Raw genomic sequence first — 22,288 nt, forward strand, 5'->3', positions numbered from 1 at the left:
GCCGCGTTGGCCCGGCGCTCGCCCTCCCGAAGTGTCTTTGAGGGCCTTCGCTCCGGGGCCGGGTACGCCTCGGTGTACGACCATGGCACGAGTCGCCGTGCTACGCATAGCGTTCATGGATGCCGAGCGAACGACCAACGCCGAGCAAGCGACCGACGAGTTCCCGCGAGCCGGCCGGGCCGACGCACTGACGGATGTACCCGGGCTGCGCGTCGGTCATGCGCGGCGCACCGGAGACGGGTGGCTGACCGGCACCACCGTCGTGCTGGCTCCCGAGGGCGGCGCGGTCGCCGCCGTGGATGTGCGCGGCGGCGGCCCGGGCACCCGGGAGACCGACGCCCTCGATCCGCGCAATCTCGTCCAGCGCGTGGACGCGGTCGTGCTGACCGGCGGCAGCGCGTTCGGGCTGGACAGCGCCTCGGGGGTGGCCGGTTGGCTGGAGGAGCGCGGCCGCGGTTTCCGGGTCGGCCCCGATCCGGCGCAGGTCGTCCCGGTCGTCCCGGCGGCCGCCCTCTTCGACCTCGGGCGGGGTGGTGACTGGCGGGCCCGGCCGGGCGCGGCCCTGGGCCGGGAGGCCGCCGAGGCGGCAGCCGGTACGGAGCCGGGCGCGCCGTTCGGGCAGGGCAACGAGGGGGCGGGCACGGGCGCGGTGGCCGGTGGGCTCAAGGGCGGCACGGGTTCGGCGTCGCTGGTGCTGCCATCGGGCATCACGGTGGCGGCGCTGGTGGTGGTCAACGCGGTCGGATCGGTTGTCGACCCACGGACCGGCGTGCTGTACGGGCAGGGGTACGAGCCGTCCGGTGACGGCGGGCCCTACCGCCCCGGCCGGGAGGAGCACGCGGAGGCGGTGCGCCGTCTGACCGCCGCGCGGACCGAGTCGGAGCGGCGCCAGGCCGCGTCGGTGCGGCCTCCGCTGAACACCACCCTGGCCGTGGTCGCCACCGACGCCGCGCTCACCCGGGCCCAGGCGCACAAGCTGGCGGGCACGGCGCACGACGGTCTGGCCCGGGCGATCCGGCCGGTGCATCTGATGTCCGACGGCGACACGGTCTTCGCCCTGGCCACCGGTGATCGCCCGCTGGTGCCGGAGGAGAGCGGGAGCGGCGGGGAAGATCCGGCGTTCGGGGTGCACCGGGAGAGCGGGGCGCTGAACGAGGTGCTGGCAGCGGGGGCGGACGCGCTGACCCGGGCCGTGGTCAAGGCGGTGCTGGCGGCGGAGGGCGTGGACGGCCCGGGCGGGGTCTTCCCCGCGTACCGGGATCTGTACGGCGGACCGTTCTGACCGGACGGCTCCGAGTGGGGCCGAGAGGGACCAACAGGGCTGAGAGGGAGGGGATGTGCCATGGATGCCGATCTGCTGGACGCCGATCTGCTGATTGTCGGCGGCGGTCCGTCGGGCTGCGCGGCCGCCGTGATGGCGGCGAGCGTCGGGATGCGGTCCGTCCTCGTCGAGTCGGGCGATGTGCTGTGCGGTGGGCTGCGGCGCATCCCGGTGGTGGCAAACGTGCTGGGCTTCACCACCGGCCCCGGGCTGGCGGCGGCGATCGAGGCCGACGTGGATCGGTGTGACCTTTGCCGGGTCGAACTCGGGCGGCGTGCCACGCGGATCGACGCGTTCGAGGACCGCGTGGAGGTGACAGTCGAGGGTCCTGAGGGAACCATGGCGGCCGGTGTGCGGCTGACGGCGCCGTATGCCGTTGTCGCCACCGGAGTCGGGCCGCTGGCGCCCACGGCCGCCGGGTGGCTCGCGGGGGCGGAGGGCCGTGGCCTGCGCCCGCTGTGGGAGGCGGACGCCGAGGCGATCACCGGCCGCACGGTGCTGGTCCTGGGCGCGGACCGTCCACTGGGCACCCTCGTCCGCGCCCACCCGGAGCTGCGGACCCGGTTCCTGGTCGCTCATCCGCCCGAGGACACCTACAAGACCGAGGAGATCGGGCAGGACGCCCGAGTGGAGCTGGTGGCCGTGCGGCGGCTGGAGTTGGGGCTGCCGTCGGCGCCGCCGCGAGCCGAGGCGCTGACCGTCGCGGGCGAACGGCGTGCTCTCGCGGCCGACCTGGTGTTCCTGAATCTGGGCAGCGCCCCGGCGCCGCCCGGCGGATCCCTCGTCTCCGGCGAGTCTCTGGTCTCCGGCGGGTCCGGTTACTACCCGCCCGGGCGCCAGCACCCGAGGATCCGTACCGCCGGTGATCTGCGCTCCGCCCGCTTCCAGCGCATCGCGACCGCGATGGGCTCAGGCAGCGAGGCCGCGCTCAGCGCCTACTACGCTGCGCGCGGCCTCGCCACGGATGAGTTAGGGGGTGGTTGAGATGGGGTCAGACCGCGACCGCCACCTTCTCCTCGTCCCCGGCGGCGCCCTTCGCGGAGGCGTCACCGGCCGGAGCCGTGGCACCGGCCTCCGTCTTCTTCCGCAGCCCCTTGAGGAAGACCACCAGTCCGGCCGACACCACGGTGCCCGCCACGATGGACAGCAGGTAGAGGAACGGCTGCCCGATCAGCGGGACCACGAAGATGCCGCCGTGCGGGGCACGCAGCGTGCAGCCGAAGGCCATCGACATCGCACCGGTGATCGCGCCGCCCACCATCGAGGAGGGGATCACCCGCAGCGGGTCCGCCGCCGCGAACGGAATGGCGCCCTCGCTGATGAAGGAGGCTCCCAGCACCCAGGCGGCCTTGCCGTTCTCCCGCTCGGTCTTGGTGAACAGCTTCCCGCGCACGGTGGTGGCCAGCGCCATCGCCAGCGGCGGGACCATACCGGCGGCCATCACCGCGGCCATGATCTTGAGGCTGCCGTCGCTCGGGTTGGACACCGCGATGCCGCCGGTCGCGAACGCGTACGCGACCTTGTTGACCGGGCCGCCAAGGTCGAAGCACATCATCAGGCCGAGGATCACACCGAGGCCGATGGCGTTGGCGCCGGAGAGCCCGTTGAGCCAGTCGGTCATGGCCTCCTGGGCGGAGGCGATGGGCTTGCCGATCACCACGAACATCAGGAAGCCGACGATCGCCGAGGAGACGAGCGGGATCACCACGACCGGCATGATGCCGCGCATCGCCGCCGGGACCTTGAACCGCTGGATGGCCATGACGACCGCGCCCGCGATCAGGCCCGCGGCCAGACCGCCGAGGAAGCCCGCCTTGATCGTGGTCGCGATGAAGCCGCCGACGAAGCCGGGCACGAGCCCGGGCCGGTCGGCCATGCCGTAGGCGATGTACCCGGCCAGGACCGGCACCAGGAAGGTGAAGGCCGCGCTGCCGATCTGGAAGAGCAGCGCCGCCCAGCTGACGCTCTCGGTCCACGTGAAGTGGTCCGCGACCGACTTGGCGCTGGCGATCTCGTAGCCGCCGATCGCGAAGGCGAGCGCGATGAGCAGACCGCCCGCGGCGACGAACGGGACCATGTAGCTGACGCCCGTCATCAGCCACTTGCGCAGCCGGGTGCCGAAGCCGTCGCCGCCCGCGTCCATCGGAGCGGAGCCCTCCGAGGCGTCATCGGCCGCGCCCGCCGGTGCGCTGGTCTCGCCGCGCGCCGCCTTGTCGCGCGCCTCGGCCACCAGCTCGGCCGGGCGGTTGATGCCCGCCTTGACCCCGACGTCCACCGTGGGCTTCCCGGCGAACCGCTCCTTGTCCCGGACCTCCACGTCATGCGCGAAGATCACCGCGTCGGCGGCGGCGATGGTGGCGGCGGGAAGCTTCTCGAACCCGGCCGAGCCCTGGGTCTCCACCACCAGCTCGACACCGGCCTCACGGGCCGCGTTCTCCAGCGACTCGGCGGCCATGTAGGTGTGCGCGATACCGGTGGGACACGAGGTGACGGCGACGATCCGGAAGGGAGCCGTCGGCTCCGTCGGCTCCTCCGGAGCGCTCGCCGCGTCCTTCGGCTCCTCGGCCGCGGGCTCCTCAGCGGCGCTGTCCGTGGCGCCGTCCGGGGTGCTGTCCGCCTCGGCGGACGGCTCCTCGTCACCGCGGATCAGGGCGGCCACCCGGGCCGGGTCGTCGGCGGCCCGCAGGGCGCCGGTGAACTCGGCGTTCATCAGAGACCGGGCGAGGCTGGACAGAATCGTCAGGTGATCGCTGTCCGCGCCCGCGGGGGCCGCGATCAGGAAGATCAGGTCGGCCGGTCCGTCCGGCGCGCCGAAGTCGATCCGGGCCGCGCTCCGCCCGAAGGCCAGCGTCGGCTCGGTGACGTGCTCGCTGCGGCAGTGGGGTATGCCGATGCCGCCGTCCAGACCGGTCGGCATCTGCTCCTCGCGGGCCGCCACGTCGGCGAGGAAGCCGTCGAGGTCGGTGACCCGGCCGGCCGCGACCATGCGCTCGGCCAGCGACCGGGCGGCGGCTTCCTTGGTGTCGGCGGACAGGTCAAGGTCGACCAGATCCGCGGTGATCAGCTCACTCATCTCGCGGCTCCCTTGGGTGCGATGCCGCCCTGTGTCAGGCGGGCGGAGGGGGTGGGGACTAGGGGGTGGGAGTGGATCGGGCCGGTCACGCGGGCTCCTTGAGCACGCGATCCAGCGGGACGTCCGAGGTCGTGGTGACGGCGGACGGGTTCAGGTCGGCCGGGGTCGGCATCACGCTGCCCGGCAGTTGCACGGCGGCCGCGCCGTGGGCCACGGCCGAGGCGAGCGCCGCGGCTCCGGTGCCGCCTGCGGCGAGGAATCCGGCGAGCGAGGCATCGCCCGCACCGACATTACTGCGCACGGCCGCGACCGTGGCCGTGCCGAAGTACGTACCGGTCCCGTCGACCAGCAGCTGACCGTCGGCGCCGAGGCTGGCCAGGACAGCGCGGGCACCCAGCTCGCGCAGCTCCTCGGCGGCCTTGACCGCCTCGCCCACGGTGGAGATCGGGCGGCCGACGGCCTGGGCCAGTTCCTCGGCGTTGGGCTTCACCACATCGGGGCGCTCGCGCAGGGCCGCGGTCAGGGAGGGGCCGGAGGTGTCCAGCGCGATCCTGGCCCCCGCGCGGTGGGCCCGGGCGACCAGCTCGGCGTACCACTCGGGGGCGAGCCCGAGCGGGAGGCTGCCGCAGCAGGCGATCCAGTCGGCGTCGGCGACCCGGCTGCGCACCGCCTCCAGCAGCGCCTCGGCCTCGGTGTCGCTCAGCTCGGGCCCGCTCGCGTTGAGCTTGGTGAGGGTGCCGTCCGGCTCGGCGACGGAGATGTTGACCCGGGTCGAGCCGCGCACCGGCACGCCCGCCGCCTCGATGCCCAGCTCTTCGAGGAGCCGGGCCAGCAGCGCGCCCTCGGGGCCGCCGAGCGGTAGCGCCGCCACGGTGCGGTGCCCGGCGGCGGCCACGGCGCGCGAGACGTTGACGCCCTTGCCACCGGGGTCGACCCGGTCGCTGGTGGCCCGCAGCACGGCGCCGCGCTCAAGCGCCGGAATCTCGTACGTACGGTCCAGGCTGGGATTGGGGGTGACGGTGAGGATCATGCGCGTGCTACTTCCGTGCCCTGCTTTTCGATGGCGAGGGCGTCCTGTGGGCTGAGGCCGGTGTCGGTGATGAGCAGGTCGACGTGGTCGAGACCGCCGAAGCGGGCGAAGTGCTCCTGGCCGAACTTGCCGGAGTCGGCGAGCAGCACGACCCGGCGGGCGGCGCTGATCATGGCTTGCTTGACGGCGGCCTCCGCGAGGTCGGGGGTGGTCAGCCCGCTCTCCGGTGAGAAGCCGTTGGTGGCGAGGAAGACGACATCGGCCCTGACCTCGCCGTAGCCGCGCAGCGCCCAGGCGTCGACGGCGGCCCGGGTGCGGTGGCGGACCCGGCCGCCGACCAGGTGCAGGGCGATGCCGGGGTGGTCAGCGAGGCGGGCGGCGATCGGCAGCGCGTGGGTGACGACGGTGAGCCCGGCTTCCAGCGGGATGGCGGCGGCGAACCGGGCCGCCGTCGACCCGGCGTCGATGATCACGCTGCCGTCGGCGGGGAGTTCGGCGAGGGCGGCGCGCGCGATGCGGTCCTTCTCATCGGCGGCGGTGCCCTCGCGCTCGGCGAGGTCGGGCTCGAAGTCGAGACGTCCGGCCGGGATCGCGCCCCCATGCACGCGGCGCACCAGACCCGCCCGGTCGAGGGCCCGCAGATCGCGCCGCACGGTCTCGGCGGTGACCTGGAACTCCTCGGCGAGGGACAGGACATCCACCCGTCCGCTGTCGCGGGCGAGCCGGAGGATCTCCTGCTGACGCTCCGGTGCGTACATGTGGGTTTACGTCCCTTCCATGCCCGAACCTGTGATTTCGCGGCCAGATTACGTCGCCACTTCCGGAAAGTAAACAGACTCGGGCACGAAACAAACTCGACCGGGCAGAGTCTGATCATCTTCACGACAGACTCGGGTCATCTTCGAAAGCACCGCCCGGCCTGGCCTCGCCTTCAATGCGAGGTCCGAATGCCGCCAGACACCCCCGCCCCGCCCCGGCAGGATCAGTCATGTCCGAGGGAATCACAGCACATCCGGATCTCCCTCGCTCACCTCACATTCTTCGTATGCATCGCATCTGGGAGCACACATGACACTCGACGGCAAGGCGGCCCTGGTCACCGGCGGCAGCCGCGGCATCGGTGAGGCCATCGCCCACCGGCTCGCCGAGGACGGCGCCGATGTCGCCCTGACCTACCATCACCAGGCCGACCGCGCGGCGAACATCGTCGAGCAGATCAAGGCGCTGGGCCGCCGGGCCCTGGCGATACGGGCCGACAGCGCGGACCCGGAGGCGGTGCGGGCGGCCGTGGCCGGGGCCGCCGACGAGTTCGGACGCCTGGACATCGTCGTCAACAACGCGGGCGCGGGAGCCCTCGGTCCGGTCACCGAGCTGTCGCTGGAGGACGTCGACCGCGTCCTGGACGTCAACGTCCGGGCGCCGTTCCTGACCGCCCAGGCGGCGGTCGAGCGGCTGGCCGACGGCGGGCGGATCATCAACATCGGCAGCTGCATGGCCGAGCGCGTCGCCTTCCCCGGCGGCAGCCTCTACGCGACCAGCAAGACCGCGCTCACCGGCCTGACCAAGGCGCTCGCCCGCGAGCTGGGCCCGCGCGGGATCACCGTCAACCTGATCCACCCCGGCCCGATCGACACCGACATGAACCCCGCAGACGGTGAAAGCGCCCCCATGCAGAGCGGCTTCACAGCGCTCGGCCGCTACGGACTGCCGTCGGAGGTGGCCGCGACCGTCTCCCACCTCGCGGGCGACAGCGGCCGCTACATCAGCGGGGCGTCGATCGCCGTCGACGGCGGCTTCGCCGCCTGACCGAAACCCGGAAAGGAAAGGAAAGGAAAGGAAGAGCCCCGGCGCTCGGGGGAGTGCGCCGGGGCTCGGTCTATGGGGTCTGTGGCGGACAGTCGGTCCATGCGGCGGCGCGGCGGGCTCAGGCCGCGGCGTCGAAGCCGGTCTGGCGGGCCATCTTCTTCAGTTCCAGCAGGGCGTGCTTCTCGATCTGGCGGATGCGCTCACGCGTGAGCCCGTGCTGCTTGCCGACCTCGGTGAGCGTGCGCTCCCGCCCGTCGTCGATGCCGTACCGCGCCTTGATGATGGAGGCGGTCCGGTCGTCGAGGCGGCCGATGAGGTCCTCCAGCTCCTCACTGCGCAGCAGCGTCATCACCGACTGCTCGGGCGAGACGGCCGACGTGTCCTCCAGCAGGTCGCCGAACTGGGTCTCGCCCTCGTCGTCCACCGACATGTTGAGGCTCACCGGGTCGCGCGCCCAGTCGAGCACGTCCGAGACCCGCTCCGGTGTGGAGCCCAGCTCCTCGGCGATCTCCGCGTGCTCCGGCTCGCGGCCGTGCTCACGGTTGAACTCACGCTGCACCCGGCGGATCCGGCCCAGCTCCTCGACCAGGTGGACGGGCAGCCGGATCGTACGGGACTGGTCCGCGATCGAGCGCGTGATGGCCTGGCGGATCCACCACGTGGCATACGTCGAGAACTTGAAACCCTTGGTGTAGTCGAACTTCTCCACGGCGCGCACCAGGCCCGCGTTGCCCTCCTGGATCAGGTCGAGCAAGGGCAGACCACTGCGCGGATAACGGCGCGCCACGGCCACGACCAGGCGCAGGTTGGAGCGGATGAAGACATCCTTGGCGCGGGCGCCCTCGGCCGCTATGGCCTCGAGCTCCTCTCGGCTCGCACCCGCGGCTCCGGTGTCCTCGGCCTCTCCGTCCAAGATCTGCTGGGCATACACACCCGCCTCGACAGCCTGGGACAGCTCGACCTCCTTCGCCGCGTCCAGCAACGGGGTGCGAGCGATCTCGTCGAGATACATGCCGACCAGGTCGCGATCGGCGATCTCCCCGCCTGTGGCGCGAACACTGTTGGCCCCATCAGCGCCACCTGTGGTGGCCTGATTGCGGGCGACGGCACGGGTTGCCATGCGTGCTCCCTTACAGATGGATCGGGCGCGGACTATGAACGGACCTTCCCTGGGCGGGTGCCCCGTCCGATGGAAACAACGACTGGAATCCGGACAGAATTCCCAAGCCGCGCCCACCTTTTTACGATCATGCAGTACCCTGTGCCGCCACAGGGGGTTCAGCGTGACGCCGTAGCGTCGAGAAAGCGCAGGTCAGGGGCGCCCCTTGGCGCCGGGACCGCCCCGCCTTCCCCTCGCCTTCCCGCCTTACCTCTCACTCCACAAGACGGATCCCACGGCCTTCTGGTTGCCCGGTCCGGGCTTGCCGGAGACCCGGCGCGGGTGTGCGCTGGAGGGGAGGAGGTTCTGCCATGAACAGTTCCGTCTCGGCCCCGGAGCGCAGGCGCCACCGGCCGCGTCTCCCCGCCACCCCGCTCCACGCCTCCGCCTCCTGGGTGGTCCCCGTGGTGCTGGGCGTCCTCAGCGGTGGCTACGCGATGTTCATCGACCACAACCAGGGCTCGACCCTGCCCTCCGCCGCACTCCTCGGCCTGGTGGCGGCGGTCGTCGTCGGCGTGGCCTGCTACGTGGCCGGGCGGGTCCAGGGGCGGGTACTGCCGGAGGTCCGGGCAGGGCTGTACGGAACGCTCCTCGGCTGCGTGATCGGCTTCCTCTACTGCCTGAGCGGGGCGGCGGTGGGGCGGGCGTCCGGCGTCGGCCTGGGGGTGGCGCTGGCGATGGCCGCGGTCACGTTCTACGTCATCCACGCCCGGTCGGACTGACGCGCCCGGTCGGACTGACGTGCCCGGTCGGGCTGACGTGCCCGGTCGGACTGACGCGCCCGGTCGGGCTGAGCAGCAGCCAGGACCAGGGCTCAGCCGAACTGCACCGACCGCTTCGCCAGCCCCATCCAGAAGCCGTCGATCACACTCCGCTGGCTGCCCAGCTCCGCCTCCGCCGCGCCCAGCGTGACGAACAGCGGGGCGAAGTGCTCGGTGCGCGGGTGGGCGAGGGCGCCGCTCGGCGAGGCGTGCTCGAAGTCGAGCAGGGCGTCGACGTCCTGCCCGGCGAGCGCCCGCTGCCCCCAGTCGTCGAACTCGGTCGACCAGCCGGGCGGGGTCGGCCCGGTGTGACGCAGCGCCGCCAGGTTGTGGGTGAAGAAGCCGCTGCCGACGATCAGCACGCCCTCGTCGCGCAGTGGGGCGAGCTTGCGGCCGATGTCCATCAGCTTCCGCGGGTCCAGGGTCGGCATCGAGACCTGTAGGACGGGGATGTCGGCGTCCGGGTACATCTCGGCGAGCGGGACGTAGGCACCGTGGTCGAGACCCCGGTCGGGGATGTCCTGGACCGGCGTGCCCGCCGCGCGCAGCGTCTTGCGGACGCGCTCGGCCAGTTCGGGGGCGCCGGGCGCGGCGTAGCGAACCCGGTAGTAGTGCTCGGGGAAGCCCCAGAAGTCGTAGACCAGCGGAATCGTCGTGGTGGCCCCGATGGCGAGGGGGGCTTCCTCCCAGTGCGCGGAGATCATCAGAATGGCTGTGGGACGGGACAGTTCCGCCGCCCAGGCGGCGAGCTGTCCGGGCCAGACCGGGTCATCGGCGAGCGGCGGAGCACCATGGCTGAGATAGAGGGCGGGCATACGCGACACGGCGACGGCTCCTCGACCAGACGAATGACCAGACGAACGCAGTAAAGCTTGAAGTCTCAAGCAGTAGCTGAGATGACGGTACCGCACACTTGTTTAAATTTCAAGAAGTAGACTTACTATGAACGATGTGGATGCCATGAACTCCCCCGCAGACGCAGACGCAGGCAAAGACGCCGACGAGCCGCGCTGGCTGAACGATGACGAGCAGCGCACCTGGCTGGCCTACATCCAGGCCAGCATGTTGCTGGAAGACCATCTCGACCGTCAGCTGCAGCGTGACGCGGGCATGCCGCACGTCTACTACAGCCTGCTGGTGAAGCTCTCCTGGGCACCCCGCCACCGGATGCGGATGACCGAACTGGCCGAGGCCGCCAAGATCACCCGTTCCCGGCTCTCCCACGCCATCACCCGCATGGAGAAGGACGGCTGGGTACGGCGCGAGGACTGCTCCTCCGACAAGCGCGGACAGAACGCGGTGCTCACCGAGAAGGGGTTCGGCGTCCTCAAGGAAACCGCCCCCGGCCATGTCGACGCCGTTCGCTCGGCGATCTTCGACCGGCTCACCACGGAGCAGATCGCCCAGTTCGGCGACGCCTGCCGGATCATCGCCGACGGACTCCAGCCCGAGGGCGCCGACCTCCCCTGGCTGCGCTGAGCCAAAAGCTGAGCCAAACAACAGGGAGGGCCCCGCTCCACCGGGCAACACCGGGGAGCGGGGCCGTCTCATCCGCTAGGGCTGTCTCATCCGCAGGGGCCGTCACCCATACGGGCCATCAGTGCGCCATGACCGGAACGGCGTCCTCCACCGCCTCGTCGCCCGAACCGGCGACCGCGCCGCCGCCGTCCTGCCTCCCGGCGCTGATCAGCGTGGTGGCGATCGCCGCCGCCAGCAGCAGGATGCCCACCGCCCAGGCGATGGCCGCGGTGTAGCCGTGCACCATCGACTGCAGCTGCAGCAGCTTCGGCGAAGAGGCCGTGGCCGCGTGGCCCGTGGCGTACGCCGTGGTGGCGCTGGCGGCGATGGTGTTGAGCAGCGCGGTGCCGATCGCGCCGCCCACCTGCTGCGAGGTGTTGACCATCGCGGAGGCGACGCCCGCGTCGCGCGGCTCGACACCATGGGTGGCCAGGCTCATCGCGGGCATGAAGGCCGTACCCATGCCGAGGCCGAGCAGCAGGATCGCGGGCAGGATCACCGCCGGGTACGAGGTGTCCAGGTCGATCTGGGTCAGCAGCAGCATGCCGGACGCGGCGACCAGGAAGCCCGGCCCCATCAGCAGCCTCGGCGGAACCCTGGTCATCAGCCGCGCGCCGATCTGCGTCGAGCCGGTGATCATGCCCGCGACCATCGGCAGGAAGGCGAGCCCGGTCTCGACCGGGCTGTAACCCTTGACGATCTGCATGTAGTAGGTGAGGAAGAGGAACAGCCCGAACATGCCGATGACGGCGAGGCCGAGCGAGGCGTAGACCCCGCCCCGGTTGCGGTCGGTGATGACGCGCAGCGGCAGCAGCGGCGCCTTCACCCGGGACTCGACGATCACGAAGGCGGTCAGCAGCACCGCGGCCGCGACGTACAGGGCGATGGTCGGCCGCGCGCTCCAGCCGTCGGACTCGGCGCGGGTGAAGGCGTAGACCAGCGCGACCAGGCCCGAAGTGGCCAGCAGCACACCGGGGATGTCCAGCTTGGAGGGGTTACGGCTCTCGCTGGGCTCGCGGATCACCGCGATCGCACCGGCCGCGGCGACGGCGGCGAACGGGATGTTGACGAAGAACGTCCAGCGCCAGTCCAGGTATTCGGTGAGGACGCCGCCGAGGATCAGGCCCACGGCACCGCCGCCGCCCGCGATGGCGCCGAAGACGCCGAACGCCTTGGCCCGCTCCTTGGCGTCGGTGAACATCACGGCGAGCAGCGAGAGCGCGGAGGGTGCGAGCAGCGCGCCGAACACGCCCTGCAGTGCGCGGGCGCCGAGCAGCATGCCGCTGCTCACCGCGGCGCCGCCGAGCGCCGAGGCCGCGGCGAAGCCGACCAGCCCGACGATGAAGGTCTGCTTACGCCCCCACAGGTCCGCGACCCGGCCACCGAACAGCAGCAGGCCGCCGAAGGCGAGGGCGTACGCGGTGATGACCCACTGCTTGTTGCCATCGGAGATGTTCAGGTCGGCCTGGGCCGAGGGCAGTGCGATGTTCACGATGGTCGCGTCGAGGACGACCATCAGCTGGGCGAGGGCGATGAATATCAGCGCGTTCCATCGCCGGGGATCAGCATATGACGTCTTATGTGGGGCCGTTTCAGGCATGGATGGGCCTACCTAGCGGTGCGGAGAGTGAGAAAAACGGAACGAGTTGTCACCCGGTTCGCACCGGGCGGAGTCATTGAGTGAGAGAGCTGACGCCGCGCGACGTCGCACAAGGACGTCACACGAAGGTGAAGACCGGTGGACGCGCGAAAAATAAGCGGTGTGCGGTGAGCGGCCGGGTGCGAGCTACGTCACGGCCGGTGCTGCAGATCCTCCAAGGTGACGGCGGAGCCGGGAAGTTCGGAGCGCGCCGGAGCCGACAGCCCGTCCAGAAAGAGCTGTAGGTGCCGGTGCACGAAGGCGTCGAAGTCCACGCAGCCGCTGCCGGGCAGCGGGCGGGTGAGCTGGGTGAGGGCGACCATCAGATCGCCGACGTCGATGTCGGCGCGCAGCTGGCCGGTCGCCCGGGCGGCCACCATCAGGGCGTCGATACCGGCGTCCAGACGGTCATGGGCGGCGATGTGGTCAGGGTGTTCCTTGTCGATGCCGTCGGAGAGCAGCGGGCACAGCGCGCCGATCCGCTCATCCGCCGCCGCGTGGACGAAGCGCCGCAGCGCCAGGAAGGCGTCGGGCTCCTCGACCAGGGCCGATTCGGCTTGTTCGGCGACGCGCGACATCACCGACAGGGTCACGTGGTGGATCAGTTCACGGCGGTCCGCGAAGTGGCGGTAGAGGGTGGCGTTGCCGACCCCCGCCCGCCGGGCGATCTCGTCGAGCGGGACCTCGGCCCCGTACTCGACGAGCACTTCGCGCGCGGCCCCGACGATCCGTTCCCGGTTGCGCAGGGCGTCGGCACGCAGCCGGGGCGGTGCGTGCCGTGCGCGATCCGCGGCGCGTGCGGCGGTGACTCCGGCCATGGCAGCTTCCCCTTCCGTGTCCGATCGTCCTGGGATCAGAGCATCCGACGATGCTCGGTTCGAGGTTCGAGGTTCGAGGTTCAAGATTTCCGGGGAGTCAGTCCCCGTTTGTGCGATCACCGGTTTAAACGGGGAACCACTCCCCGGAATTTCCCGGTCCACGAGTGACCTGCATCACACCTGATTCGCGCGCATTTCGCCCGCCCGGCCCAGCCGATTCGCCGGAACGGACGCACCCCACGGGCGCCCCCGCGCGCACCGGCACACCGTGAACGGCAATGAAGCAGACCCGCGAGGCCCCCCGCCCTCGAATACGCAGGCTCCGCCGAGGCAGCGCGTTCACCATCGCCACCGTGCTCACGGTCGCGGTGGTCGCCCCGGCGGCGATGCCACGTCCGGGAAAACCGGCCGCCGCCAAGCGGGCCCCGGCTCCCGTGACCACCGCGCGGGCCGGATCGCTGGAACCGTGCTCCCTCGCCCCCGGTCCCGGGCTGCAGATGTCCGAGGGCATCCCCACCAGCCACGGCTACAGCCGCAGTACGGGGACGGTCAACGCCCTCAACCTGATGATCGACTTCCCGGATGTGCGCGGCAAGGGCACGGCCCGCGAGCGCTTCGAGGAGTTCTTCCCGCAGACCTCGCGGTGGTTCGCCCGCAGCTCCTACGGACGGCTCGACTACCGGCCCGCGATGCCGGTCGGCCACTGGCTGCGGATGCCGCACTCGTTCCGCTCGTACGGCATAAAGCGCGGCAGCCCCTTCGAGCCCGGCTACCGCAAGCTGGTCGCGGACATAGCGAGAACGGCCGACCCGAAGGTGGACTTCCGCCGCTACGACCTGGTGAACGTCCTGGTCACGCCCAACGCCGGGCCGCCCGCCGCGCATGCGGTGCTCTCCGTGACGTACGCCGACAACCAGCGCGCCCCGACCGCGGACGGGGTTCCGCTGGCCAATGTCTCCTTTGTCTACAGCCGCCAGGACGACGGTTCCGGTTCGCTCCGGAAGACCGGCTTCCGGGTCCTCCCCCACGAGAACGGCCATGTCTTCGGCCTGCCCGACCTCTACACCCGTGGCGGCGGCGACAACGTCGGTCACTGGGATGTGATGTCCGAGGACTGGGGCGCCGGGAACGACGTGCTGGCCTGGCACAAGTGGAAGCTCGGCTGGCTCGGCCCCCGCCAGGTCGGCTGCGCCGCCCGCCCCGGCACCACGGTGCACGCGCTGTCGCCGCTGCACCGGCCGGAGGGCACCAAGCTCGTCTTCGTCCCGGTCTCGGACTCCGCCGGATACGCCCTGGAGGCGCGCGCCGAGGGCGGCAACGACGAGGCGGTGTGCAAGCCCGGCGTCCTGGTGACCTGGGTGGACACCCGTATTGACTCGGGCGGCGGCCCGGTCACCGTCATGGACAGCTCCCCCGGCGGCCACGGATGCACCCAGGAGCGCAACGTCCACCCCGGGCTCAGCGACGCGGCCTTCGGCCCCGGCGAGACGTACCAGGGGGACGCGGACGGCGTGCGCGTCCGCGTCCGGGTCACCGGCCGGGACGCGGACGGCTCCTACCGCGTCGAGGTCACGCGCCGCGCCAGTGCCGGCGCCCGAGGCTGACCAGCAGCAGCTGCTTACGGGCGGTGACGGCGATCCGCTCGCGCTCCTCCTCGTCCCCCTGCGCCTCCATGAACGCGGTCGCCGTCGTCACCATCCGGTCCACGTACAGCTCGGCCAGCATCCGGACGTCCTCCGGCGGCCAGCCCGCCGGGGTGAGCCGGGGCGCGAAGGCCGTGGCGACCTCGTCGGTCAACCGGCCCAGCTCGGCGGCGATCGCCTCCCGCACCGGCCGCACCCCGCCGTGCCGTTCGCGCGCGATGAAGCGGATGTGGGTGGGGTGGCGGCGCACATGCTCGGCGACCGCCTCCACCACGGCGTCGATCCGCTCCTCATCCCCGTCCCGCTCGCTGAGGATCGCGCGGATCATGCCCTGCAGGCTGCCCAGGGACTCCTCGACCAGCGCCACGCCCAGATCGGCCATGTCCCGGAAGTGCCGGTAGAAGGCGGCCGGGGCCATGCCCACCACCCGGGTCAGCTCCCGCAACCCCAGGCTGCTGAGGCTCTGGTCCTCCAGCAGCCCCAGCGCCGCGTCGAGCAGCGCGCGGCGCGATTTGCGCTTACGGGCCTCGCGGATCCCGCATGTGTGACTCATATCATTCCAGTAAACAGGTGTTCGCCGACCTTGGCCAGCCGTACGCGGGGGTAGCCTAGATGTCAGTGAACAGTTGTGAATCCAATTGTTCACTTAATGAGTATCCGCACCCCGGATCCACCACCATGAGAGAGGCTCACATGCTCTTCATCGTCGCGGCTCTCGCCCTGATGGGGGTTCTGCTGGGCGCGGCGGCACATACCCCGCTCCCGGTCTTCCTCGCCGCTTCCGGCGTCATCGGCACATGGCTGCTCATCTTCTTCATCCGTGAACGCACCGGACACAAGGAGAGCTGACCCATGGCACTCACCGCACCCACCCGCACCTCGCCCCTCCGCGCGCGCCAGGACGCCGACGGCATGGCCGTCGCCTCCTTCGTGCTCGGTCTCATCGGCACCCTCCTCTTCAACGCGGTCTTCGGGCCCTGCGCCATCGTCCTCGGAACGCTCGCGATCGTCCGCGACACGAAGCGGCGGGGCAGGGCGCTGCTCGGCATCGCGCTCGGCATCGCGGACGTGATCCTGCTGGTCGTCCTGATGACGCTGGACCACTCGGTCTTCTGGCAGTTCGGCAGCTGATCAGGACCCTGTCCACTCGCGGCCCTTCCACTCAGTGGAAGGGCCGTTGCCCGTGCGTGACCCCCGTCACCACGCTGCTGTGCATGACCGCATTCGCACGGAACCAGTGGTACGTCGCCGCCTACGGCCGGGAAATCGGCCGCGAGCTGCTGGGGCGCACCATCCTGAACGAGCCCATCGCCTTCTACCGCACCGAGCCGGACGGCGACGAGTCCGGCAGCGACACATCGAGCGGCACCGTCGTCGCGCTCGCCGACCGCTGTGTGCACCGCCGCTATCCGCTCTCGGCCAGCCGACTCGACGGCGACAACGTCGTCTGCGGCTACCACGGCTTCACCTACGACACCTCCGGCACCTGTGTGTTCGTGCCCGGCCAGAAGCGCGTCCCGCGCACCGCCCGGGTCGCCTCGTACCCCGTCATCGAGCAGGACTCGCTGGTCTGGGTGTGGATCGGCGATCCGGCGCTCGCCGATCCGGCCGCGATCCCGCGCGCCCCCTGGCTCGCCGATCCGCGCTGGACGACGGTCGGCGGCATGGAGCCGATCGACGCGGGCTACGGGCTGCTCGTGGACAACCTGATGGACCTCTCCCACGAGACGTATCTGCACGGCGGCTACATCGGCACCCCCGAGGTCGCCGAGACCCCCATCACCACCGAGGTCGACGAGGGCGCGGGCATCGTGCGGGTCAGCCGCCACATGGACGACGCCGCGTGTCCTCCCTTCTACGCGCGCTCCACCGGTATCGAGGGCCGCATCACCCGCTGGCAGGACATCGAGTACCACGCGCCCTGTCTGTATCTGCTGCACAGCCGCATCGCCCCGGTCGGGGTGCTGCCGGAAGCGGACGGCTCCGATCCGAACGCCTTCCATGTGGAGATCACATACGCCATCACGCCCTCCACGGACCGGCACGTCTATGACTTCTGGGCCGTCTCCCGGGACTTCGCCCAGGACGACGACGAAGTCACCACCTTCCTCCACGACTTCAACCGCACCGTGGTGATGCAGGACGTGGACGCGCTGAACCTGCTCCAGAAGGCGCTGGACACCGAGCGCGAGGGCTATCAGGAGCTGAGCATCAACATCGACACCGGTGGCCTGGCCGCGCGCCGCATCCTCGCCCGCCTCGCCGCCGAGGGCGAGCGGCCTCAGGGCGAACGGACCGCCTCGTCCCCGGCGATGGCCACCCCATGAACACCGCCGAGGTCTACCGCATCGACTGGCTGCCCGGCACCGATGCGCTCCACGGCGTCTGCCACTGCGGCGCCGAGCGCTCCGCCGAGGACCCGGTCGAGCTGTGGCAGTGGATGCTCGCGCACCCCGACGGACACACCCTCGCTCCCCCGCAGCAGAAAGGCCCCACCGCGTGAGCAGCGCCACCTCCAGCGAAACCCAGGAGTACGACGACACCCTGCTGGTGGCCGCCAGAGCCGACGCGGCCACCGACGTGGTGACGCTCACACTCCGTCATCCGGCGGGGCGCGAACTGCCCGGCTGGGAGCCCGGCGCCCATGTCGACCTCGTCCTCGGGGACGGGCTGATCCGCCAGTACTCGCTGTGCGGGGACCCGGCGGACCGTACGGCCTGGCGGATCGCGGTGCTGCGCGCGCCCGATGGACGCGGCGGTTCCGCCCGGGTCCACGACGCGCTCACCGAGGGCGCGGCGGTGCGGGTGCGCGGGCCGCGCAACCACTTCGCGCTGCGCCCGGCCGCCCGTTACCTGTTCATCGCGGGCGGCATCGGCATCACCCCGATCCTCCCGATGACGGCCGCCGCCGAGGCCTCGGGCGCCGACTGGACGCTGCTGTACGGCGGGCGCACCCGCGCCTCCATGGCCTTCGCCGACCAACTCACCGGCCGCTACGGCGAGAAGGTGCGGCTGGTGCCGCAGGACGAGGCGGGGCTGCCGGACCTTGTGACGTATCTCGCCGAGCCCGGCCCCGGCACCCTGGTCTACTGCTGCGGCCCGGAGCCGCTGCTGCGGGTCGCGGAGGAGCGGTGCCAGGCCTGGCCGACGGGCGCGCTGCGCACCGAACGGTTCCAGCCCCGTCCGGTGGACACGAGCGACGAGGACGACGGGGCGGAACAAGCGAACTCCGGCGGTTTCGAAGTGATTCTCGACCGATCCGGACGCTCCCTCACCGTCAAACCCGGACATAGCGTGCTGCGTACCCTGGAGGAGGCCGGGGTGCCAGTTTTGTACTCCTGCGAAGAGGGCACCTGTGGTACGTGCGAGACGGATGTCATCGAGGGCGAGGTGGACCACCGCGACTCCGTACTCACCGACGAGGAGCGGTCGTCGGGCGAGACGATGATGATCTGCGTCTCACGCTGCCGGGGCCCAAAGCTGGTGCTGGACCTGTGAACGACCTGTGAAACGACGCTGAACAAGCGCCGCAGCCTCTCAAAGAATGGGACGGGGTGGCCCCGCCCACTGGACAAACGGGTTGGTTAGGCTAACCTAAGTACGCCTTCGGGATGCCGTCCCTGGGCACCGTCCCCGTACGTCTGATGAGAAGGCAAGCTCCATGCGGTCCATGCGCCACGCCAGAGAACTTCCGCTCTCCCGTCGCGGCCTCCTCGCCGCAGGCGGGGCCACCGGACTCGGAGCCCTGGTCACCGCCTGCGGTGGCAAGGGCGGTTCGGACTCCGGCGGAAAGGGCGGCGGCTCCTGGTCGTTCACCGACGACCGCGACAAGAAGATCACCAACGATGGTCCTCCCGAGCACATCGTCGCCTATGTCGCCGCGGCGGCCGCGCTGTACGACTTCGGCATCGACAAGCAGATCACCGGCGTGTTCGGCCCGACCAAACTCAAGAACGGCAAGCCGGACGTGCAGGCCGGGGACATCGACGTCGACCGGCTGACCAGCCTCGGCCAGACCTGGGGCCAGTTCAACGTCGAGAAGTACGCCTCGCTCAACCCCGATCTGCTGATCACCAACATGTTCGACCCGGGCGCGCTCTTCTACGTCCCGGACGACAGCAAGAAGAAAATCCTCCAGCTGGCCCCCAGCTGCGCCATCAAAACCGGCCGGGTCTCCATGCTGGAGCCCATCAAGCGCTACGCCGCGCTGGCCGAGGCGCTCGGCGCCGACCTCAAGGCCAAGAAGGTCACCGACGCCAAGGCCCGCTTCGAGAAGGCGTCCGAAGAGCTGCGCAAGACCGCCAAGTCGCACAAGATCCGGGTCATGGCCTGCTCCGGCAGCGCCGATCTCTTCTATGTCTCCAACCCGAAGATCAACGCCGACCTGATCTTCTTCCAGGAGCTGGGCGTCGAGTTCGTACAGCCGCAAAAGCCCGACAAGGGCGGCTACTTCGAGAGCCTGAGCTGGGAGAACGCCGACAAGTACGACGCTGACGTGCTCTTCCTGGACAACCGCACCGCGACCCTCCAGCCGGATGCCCTCAAGTCCAAGCCGACCTGGTCGAAGATGCCCGCGGTCAAGGCCGACCAGATCACGCCCTGGAGCAGCGAGCCGCGCTTCTCCTACGCCGGTGCGGCCCCGCTCATCGAGTCCCTCACCAAGGCCATCCAGGACGCGAAGAAGGTCAGCTGACGCGGACTGACCGGCTACCTGCGCCGACCCCCCGTCAAGCGAAGGGAAGACGTCGATCCCATGACGACCGCAGCCACCACCACCCGCCCCGCCACCGCCGTACCGTTCCGCTTCTTCGACGCGCACGTCGTACGGACCCGGGCCCTCGGACCGTCCATGTCCCGGATCACCTTCAGCGGCACCGGCCTCGGGGACTTCACCACCGGCGGCCGCGACCAGCGCTTCAAACTGTTCCTGCCGCACCCCGGCCAGCCCGCCCCGGTCGTGCCGGTGGAGGACGGCGAGGGCTGGTTCGCCACCTGGCGGACGATGGACCCGGCCGTACGCGGCATCATGCGCTCGTACACCGTGCGCGAGCAGCGCCGCGAACCCGACGAGATCGACGTCGACTTCGCGCTGCACCCCGACGGCGGCCCGGCCGCCACCTGGGCCGCGCGCGCCGAGTGCGGCGACCGCGTCACCCTGCTGGGCCCGGTCGTCGAGGACAACGGCGGGGTCGACTTCCGGCCGCCGTCCGGCACCGACTGGGTGCTGATCTCCGGCGACGAGACCGCGCTGCCCGCCGTCGCGGGCATCCTCGACTGGCTGCCCGCGGGCACCCCGGCGAAGGTGTGGATCGAGGTCCAGCACGCCGAGGACATCCAGCGGCTGCACACCGAGGCCGACGCCGAGATCACCTGGCTGGTCCGGGACGGCGCCACCCCCGGCTCCCCGCGCTCCGCCCTGCTGCTGGACGACGTACGCGCCACCGCGCTGCCCTCCGGCACCCCGTACGCCTGGATCGCGGGCGAGGCCGGAACCGTCAAGGAGATGCGCCGCCACCTGGTGCGCGAACGCGGCTTCGAGCGCAAGGCGGTGACCTTCACCGGCTACTGGCGGCTCGGCGCCTGTGAGGAACAGCTCGTCGAGGAGGCCGTGAGCGGCAGCGGCCCGAAAGCCGACGACGAAGCCGCCTGATCCGCCGAAGCCGCCTGACCCGTCTGAGCCACGGCCCGCTCCCCCTCCCCGTAACCGCTCACTGACCCCACTCGTCCCCCACTGATCACCCATCAACTGGCCGACGGATTCCGATCGCCGCGGCGCGCCACCGCGCGCCCCGGCGCCCCGGCCGGGGCACCCGCATGCCCGCGATCACCCCACAGCCCCACCCCCACCCCCCCCCACCCCCACAGGCACGCCCGCGGGCGCGCACACACCCGTGCGCCCGCACGCTCCAGGAAGGACAGACCGTGAGTTTCCTCGCGCAGACCGCTGAGGACCCGTCGCCGGAGTCGATACCCGGGGCGGCGGATGGCAGGGCCCACCTCTTCAACGACCGTACGGCGGAGAGCTACCGGCGCTCCGTGACGGACGGCGTCGGCCTGGTGGCCTCCACCGTCGCCCGCACCGACCGCCCGTTCACCGGCGTGACCCCGGGTGAACTGGCCCCCGAGATCTCCGGCATCGACCTGGAACAACCGCTGGGCGACCCGAGCGCCGCGCTGAAGGAACTCGAGCGCGTCTACCTCAAGGACGCCGTCTACTTCCACCACCCCCGCTACCTCGCCCACCTCAACTGCCCGGTGGTCATCCCGGCACTGCTCGGCGAGGCGGTCCTCACGGCCGTCAACTCCTCCCTCGACACCTGGGACCAGAGCGCGGGCGGCACCCTCATCGAGCGGCGGCTGATCGACTGGACCGCCGAGCGCATCGGTCTCGGCGAGGCGGCCGACGGCATCTTCACCAGCGGCGGCAGCCAGTCCAACCTCCACGCGCTGCTGCTGGCCCGCGACGAGGCCTGCAAACTGGTCGAGAAGGAGGCCGCCGCGTCCGGGGAGCCCGTCCCCCCGAAGTCCGAGATCCTGCCGCGGCTGCGCATCCTCACCTCCCAGGCCAGCCACTTCTCCGTGAAGAAGTCCGCCGCCATCCTGGGGCTCGGTTACGAGGCCGTCATCTCGATCCCCTGCGACCAGGACCGGCGCATGCGCGCGGTCGCCCTGGCCCGCGAACTCGACCGCTGCCGCCAGGAGAACCAGGTGGTCATGGCCGTCGTCGCGACCGCCGGGACCACCGACTTCGGCTCCATCGACCCGCTGCCCGAGATCGCCGAGCTGTGCTCGCGGCACGGCTCCTGGATGCACGTGGACGCCGCGTACGGCTGCGGGCTGCTGGCCTCCCCCACCCGCCGCCATCTGCTCGACGGCATCGAGCGCGCCGACTCGGTCACCGTGGACTACCACAAGTCGTTCTTCCAGCCGGTCAGCTCCAGCGCCGTCCTGGTCCGCGACCGCGTCACGCTCAGCCACGCCACGTACCACGCGGACTACCTCAACCCCGAGCGCAGCGCCAAGAACCTGATCCCCAACCAGGTCGACAAGTCCATCCAGACCACCCGCCGCTTCGACGCCCTCAAGCTGTGGCTGACCCTGCGCGTCATGGGCGCGGACGCGGTCGGGGCGCTCTTCGACGAGGTCGTGGACCGGGCCGCCGAGGGCTGGGGCCTGCTGGACACCGACCCGCGGTTCGAGGTCGTCACCGAGCCGCAGCTGTCCACGCTCGTCTTCCGCTACGTACCCGGCGACGACTCCGACCCGGACCTGGTCGACCGCGCCAACCTGCACGCCCGCGAGGCCCTGGCCGCCTCGGGCGAGGCCGTGGTGGCCGGTACGGTCGTCGACGGCCGCCACTACCTGAAGTTCACCCTGCTCAACCCGGAGACGTCGGTGCGCGACATCGCGTTCGTCCTCGACCTCCTCGCCGAGCACGCCGGTCAGTACCTGGCCCTGCACATCGAGCCCGAACTCAGCCACTCGCGCGCCAGCTGAGTCGCTGCGTCACTGACCGCCGC

General features: G+C 71.1%; 22 protein-coding genes. 14 read left to right on the forward strand and 8 right to left on the reverse strand.

Annotated elements, in window-relative coordinates; all coding sequences use genetic code 11:
- Nucleotides 1–115: 115 nt before the first annotated feature.
- A complete protein-coding gene (locus tag ACWC5C_RS11805; protein ID WP_450875286.1) occupies nt 116–1,282 on the forward strand; it encodes a P1 family peptidase in 1,167 nt (388 codons plus the stop codon).
- A gap of 60 nt (nt 1,283–1,342) precedes the next feature.
- On the forward strand, nt 1,343–2,305 hold the full coding sequence (locus ACWC5C_RS11810) for an FAD-dependent oxidoreductase (protein WP_450875287.1): 963 nt from the start codon (nt 1,343–1,345) through the stop codon (nt 2,303–2,305).
- A gap of 7 nt (nt 2,306–2,312) precedes the next feature.
- Here ACWC5C_RS11810 and ACWC5C_RS11815 read toward each other — a convergent pair whose 3' ends face one another.
- The 3 genes from ACWC5C_RS11815 to ACWC5C_RS11825 form a co-directional block, all read right to left on the reverse strand.
- Nucleotides 2,313–4,394 (reverse strand): PTS fructose transporter subunit IIABC, encoded by a 2,082-nt coding sequence (locus ACWC5C_RS11815; RefSeq protein WP_450875288.1) that lies wholly within the window; start codon nt 4,392–4,394, stop codon nt 2,313–2,315.
- Between the two features lie 85 nt (nt 4,395–4,479).
- Nucleotides 4,480–5,424: a 1-phosphofructokinase gene (pfkB, locus tag ACWC5C_RS11820; RefSeq protein ID WP_450875289.1), complete on the reverse strand. Its 945-nt coding sequence runs from the start codon at nt 5,422–5,424 to the stop codon at nt 4,480–4,482.
- Nucleotides 5,421–6,182: a DeoR/GlpR family DNA-binding transcription regulator gene (locus ACWC5C_RS11825; protein WP_385444376.1), complete on the reverse strand. Its 762-nt coding sequence runs from the start codon at nt 6,180–6,182 to the stop codon at nt 5,421–5,423. The genes pfkB and ACWC5C_RS11825 overlap by 4 nt, the downstream gene beginning before the upstream one ends.
- A gap of 310 nt (nt 6,183–6,492) precedes the next feature.
- Between ACWC5C_RS11825 and ACWC5C_RS11830 the strand changes: the two genes are divergently transcribed.
- A complete protein-coding gene (locus ACWC5C_RS11830; RefSeq protein ID WP_450875290.1) occupies nt 6,493–7,230 on the forward strand; it encodes a 3-oxoacyl-ACP reductase family protein in 738 nt (245 codons plus the stop codon).
- A gap of 118 nt (nt 7,231–7,348) precedes the next feature.
- Here ACWC5C_RS11830 and ACWC5C_RS11835 read toward each other — a convergent pair whose 3' ends face one another.
- A complete protein-coding gene (locus tag ACWC5C_RS11835) occupies nt 7,349–8,350 on the reverse strand; it encodes a sigma-70 family RNA polymerase sigma factor (protein ID WP_385444372.1) in 1,002 nt (333 codons plus the stop codon).
- 350 nt (nt 8,351–8,700) lie between these two features.
- Between ACWC5C_RS11835 and ACWC5C_RS11840 the strand changes: the two genes are divergently transcribed.
- Complete coding sequence (locus ACWC5C_RS11840) at nt 8,701–9,111, forward strand: hypothetical protein (RefSeq protein ID WP_450875291.1); 411 nt, start codon at nt 8,701–8,703, stop codon at nt 9,109–9,111.
- Nucleotides 9,112–9,203: 92 nt separating this feature from the next.
- Here the strand turns inward: ACWC5C_RS11840 and ACWC5C_RS11845 are convergent, their stop codons facing one another.
- Nucleotides 9,204–9,965 (reverse strand): dioxygenase family protein, encoded by a 762-nt coding sequence (locus tag ACWC5C_RS11845; protein WP_450875552.1) that lies wholly within the window; start codon nt 9,963–9,965, stop codon nt 9,204–9,206.
- 145 nt (nt 9,966–10,110) lie between these two features.
- On the opposite strand from ACWC5C_RS11845, the gene ACWC5C_RS11850 reads away from it, so the two are divergent.
- Nucleotides 10,111–10,629 (forward strand): MarR family winged helix-turn-helix transcriptional regulator, encoded by a 519-nt coding sequence (locus ACWC5C_RS11850; protein WP_385444467.1) that lies wholly within the window; start codon nt 10,111–10,113, stop codon nt 10,627–10,629.
- A 118-nt stretch (nt 10,630–10,747) separates the two neighbouring features.
- Here ACWC5C_RS11850 and ACWC5C_RS11855 read toward each other — a convergent pair whose 3' ends face one another.
- Entirely contained in the window at nt 10,748–12,268 is a 1,521-nt protein-coding gene (locus ACWC5C_RS11855) for an MFS transporter (protein WP_450875292.1), read from the reverse strand.
- Nucleotides 12,269–12,459: 191 nt separating this feature from the next.
- Entirely contained in the window at nt 12,460–13,125 is a 666-nt protein-coding gene (locus ACWC5C_RS11860; protein ID WP_450875293.1) for a TetR/AcrR family transcriptional regulator, read from the reverse strand.
- Between the two features lie 278 nt (nt 13,126–13,403).
- On the opposite strand from ACWC5C_RS11860, the gene ACWC5C_RS11865 reads away from it, so the two are divergent.
- The gene (locus ACWC5C_RS11865; protein ID WP_450875294.1) at nt 13,404–14,729 is read left to right on the forward strand and encodes a M6 family metalloprotease domain-containing protein; all 1,326 of its coding nucleotides are present in this window, start codon (nt 13,404–13,406) and stop codon (nt 14,727–14,729) included.
- Here the strand turns inward: ACWC5C_RS11865 and ACWC5C_RS11870 are convergent.
- Entirely contained in the window at nt 14,695–15,321 is a 627-nt protein-coding gene (locus ACWC5C_RS11870) for a TetR family transcriptional regulator (protein ID WP_450875295.1), read from the reverse strand. The genes ACWC5C_RS11865 and ACWC5C_RS11870 overlap by 35 nt on opposite strands.
- A 125-nt stretch (nt 15,322–15,446) precedes the next feature.
- Between ACWC5C_RS11870 and ACWC5C_RS11875 the strand changes: the two genes are divergently transcribed.
- The 8 genes from ACWC5C_RS11875 (at nt 15,447) to ACWC5C_RS11910 (ending at nt 22,265) form a co-directional block, all read left to right on the forward strand.
- Nucleotides 15,447–15,617, forward strand: coding sequence for a hypothetical protein (locus ACWC5C_RS11875; protein WP_450875564.1), 171 nt, complete (start codon nt 15,447–15,449; stop codon nt 15,615–15,617).
- 3 nt (nt 15,618–15,620) lie between these two features.
- Nucleotides 15,621–15,899, forward strand: coding sequence for a DUF4190 domain-containing protein (locus tag ACWC5C_RS11880; RefSeq protein WP_450875296.1), 279 nt, complete (start codon nt 15,621–15,623; stop codon nt 15,897–15,899).
- Nucleotides 15,900–15,982: 83 nt separating this feature from the next.
- Complete coding sequence (locus ACWC5C_RS11885) at nt 15,983–17,095, forward strand: Rieske 2Fe-2S domain-containing protein (RefSeq protein WP_450875297.1); 1,113 nt, start codon at nt 15,983–15,985, stop codon at nt 17,093–17,095.
- Nucleotides 17,092–17,271: a hypothetical protein gene (locus ACWC5C_RS11890; RefSeq protein WP_450875298.1), complete on the forward strand. Its 180-nt coding sequence runs from the start codon at nt 17,092–17,094 to the stop codon at nt 17,269–17,271. The genes ACWC5C_RS11885 and ACWC5C_RS11890 overlap by 4 nt, the downstream gene beginning before the upstream one ends.
- Entirely contained in the window at nt 17,268–18,266 is a 999-nt protein-coding gene (locus tag ACWC5C_RS11895) for a PDR/VanB family oxidoreductase (RefSeq protein ID WP_450875299.1), read from the forward strand. Before ACWC5C_RS11890 ends, ACWC5C_RS11895 begins: the two co-directional genes overlap by 4 nt.
- Before the next feature lie 172 nt (nt 18,267–18,438).
- Nucleotides 18,439–19,461 (forward strand): ABC transporter substrate-binding protein, encoded by a 1,023-nt coding sequence (locus ACWC5C_RS11900; protein ID WP_450875300.1) that lies wholly within the window; start codon nt 18,439–18,441, stop codon nt 19,459–19,461.
- A gap of 60 nt (nt 19,462–19,521) precedes the next feature.
- Nucleotides 19,522–20,418 carry a siderophore-interacting protein gene (locus ACWC5C_RS11905; RefSeq protein WP_450875301.1) on the forward strand — a complete coding sequence of 299 codons (897 nt, stop codon included), beginning with the start codon at nt 19,522–19,524 and terminating at the stop codon, nt 20,416–20,418.
- A gap of 272 nt (nt 20,419–20,690) precedes the next feature.
- A complete protein-coding gene (locus tag ACWC5C_RS11910; protein ID WP_450875302.1) occupies nt 20,691–22,265 on the forward strand; it encodes a pyridoxal phosphate-dependent decarboxylase family protein in 1,575 nt (524 codons plus the stop codon).
- The last annotated feature ends 23 nt before the right edge of the window (nt 22,266–22,288 follow it).

The organism is Streptomyces sp. NPDC001700 (assembly GCF_053596435.1).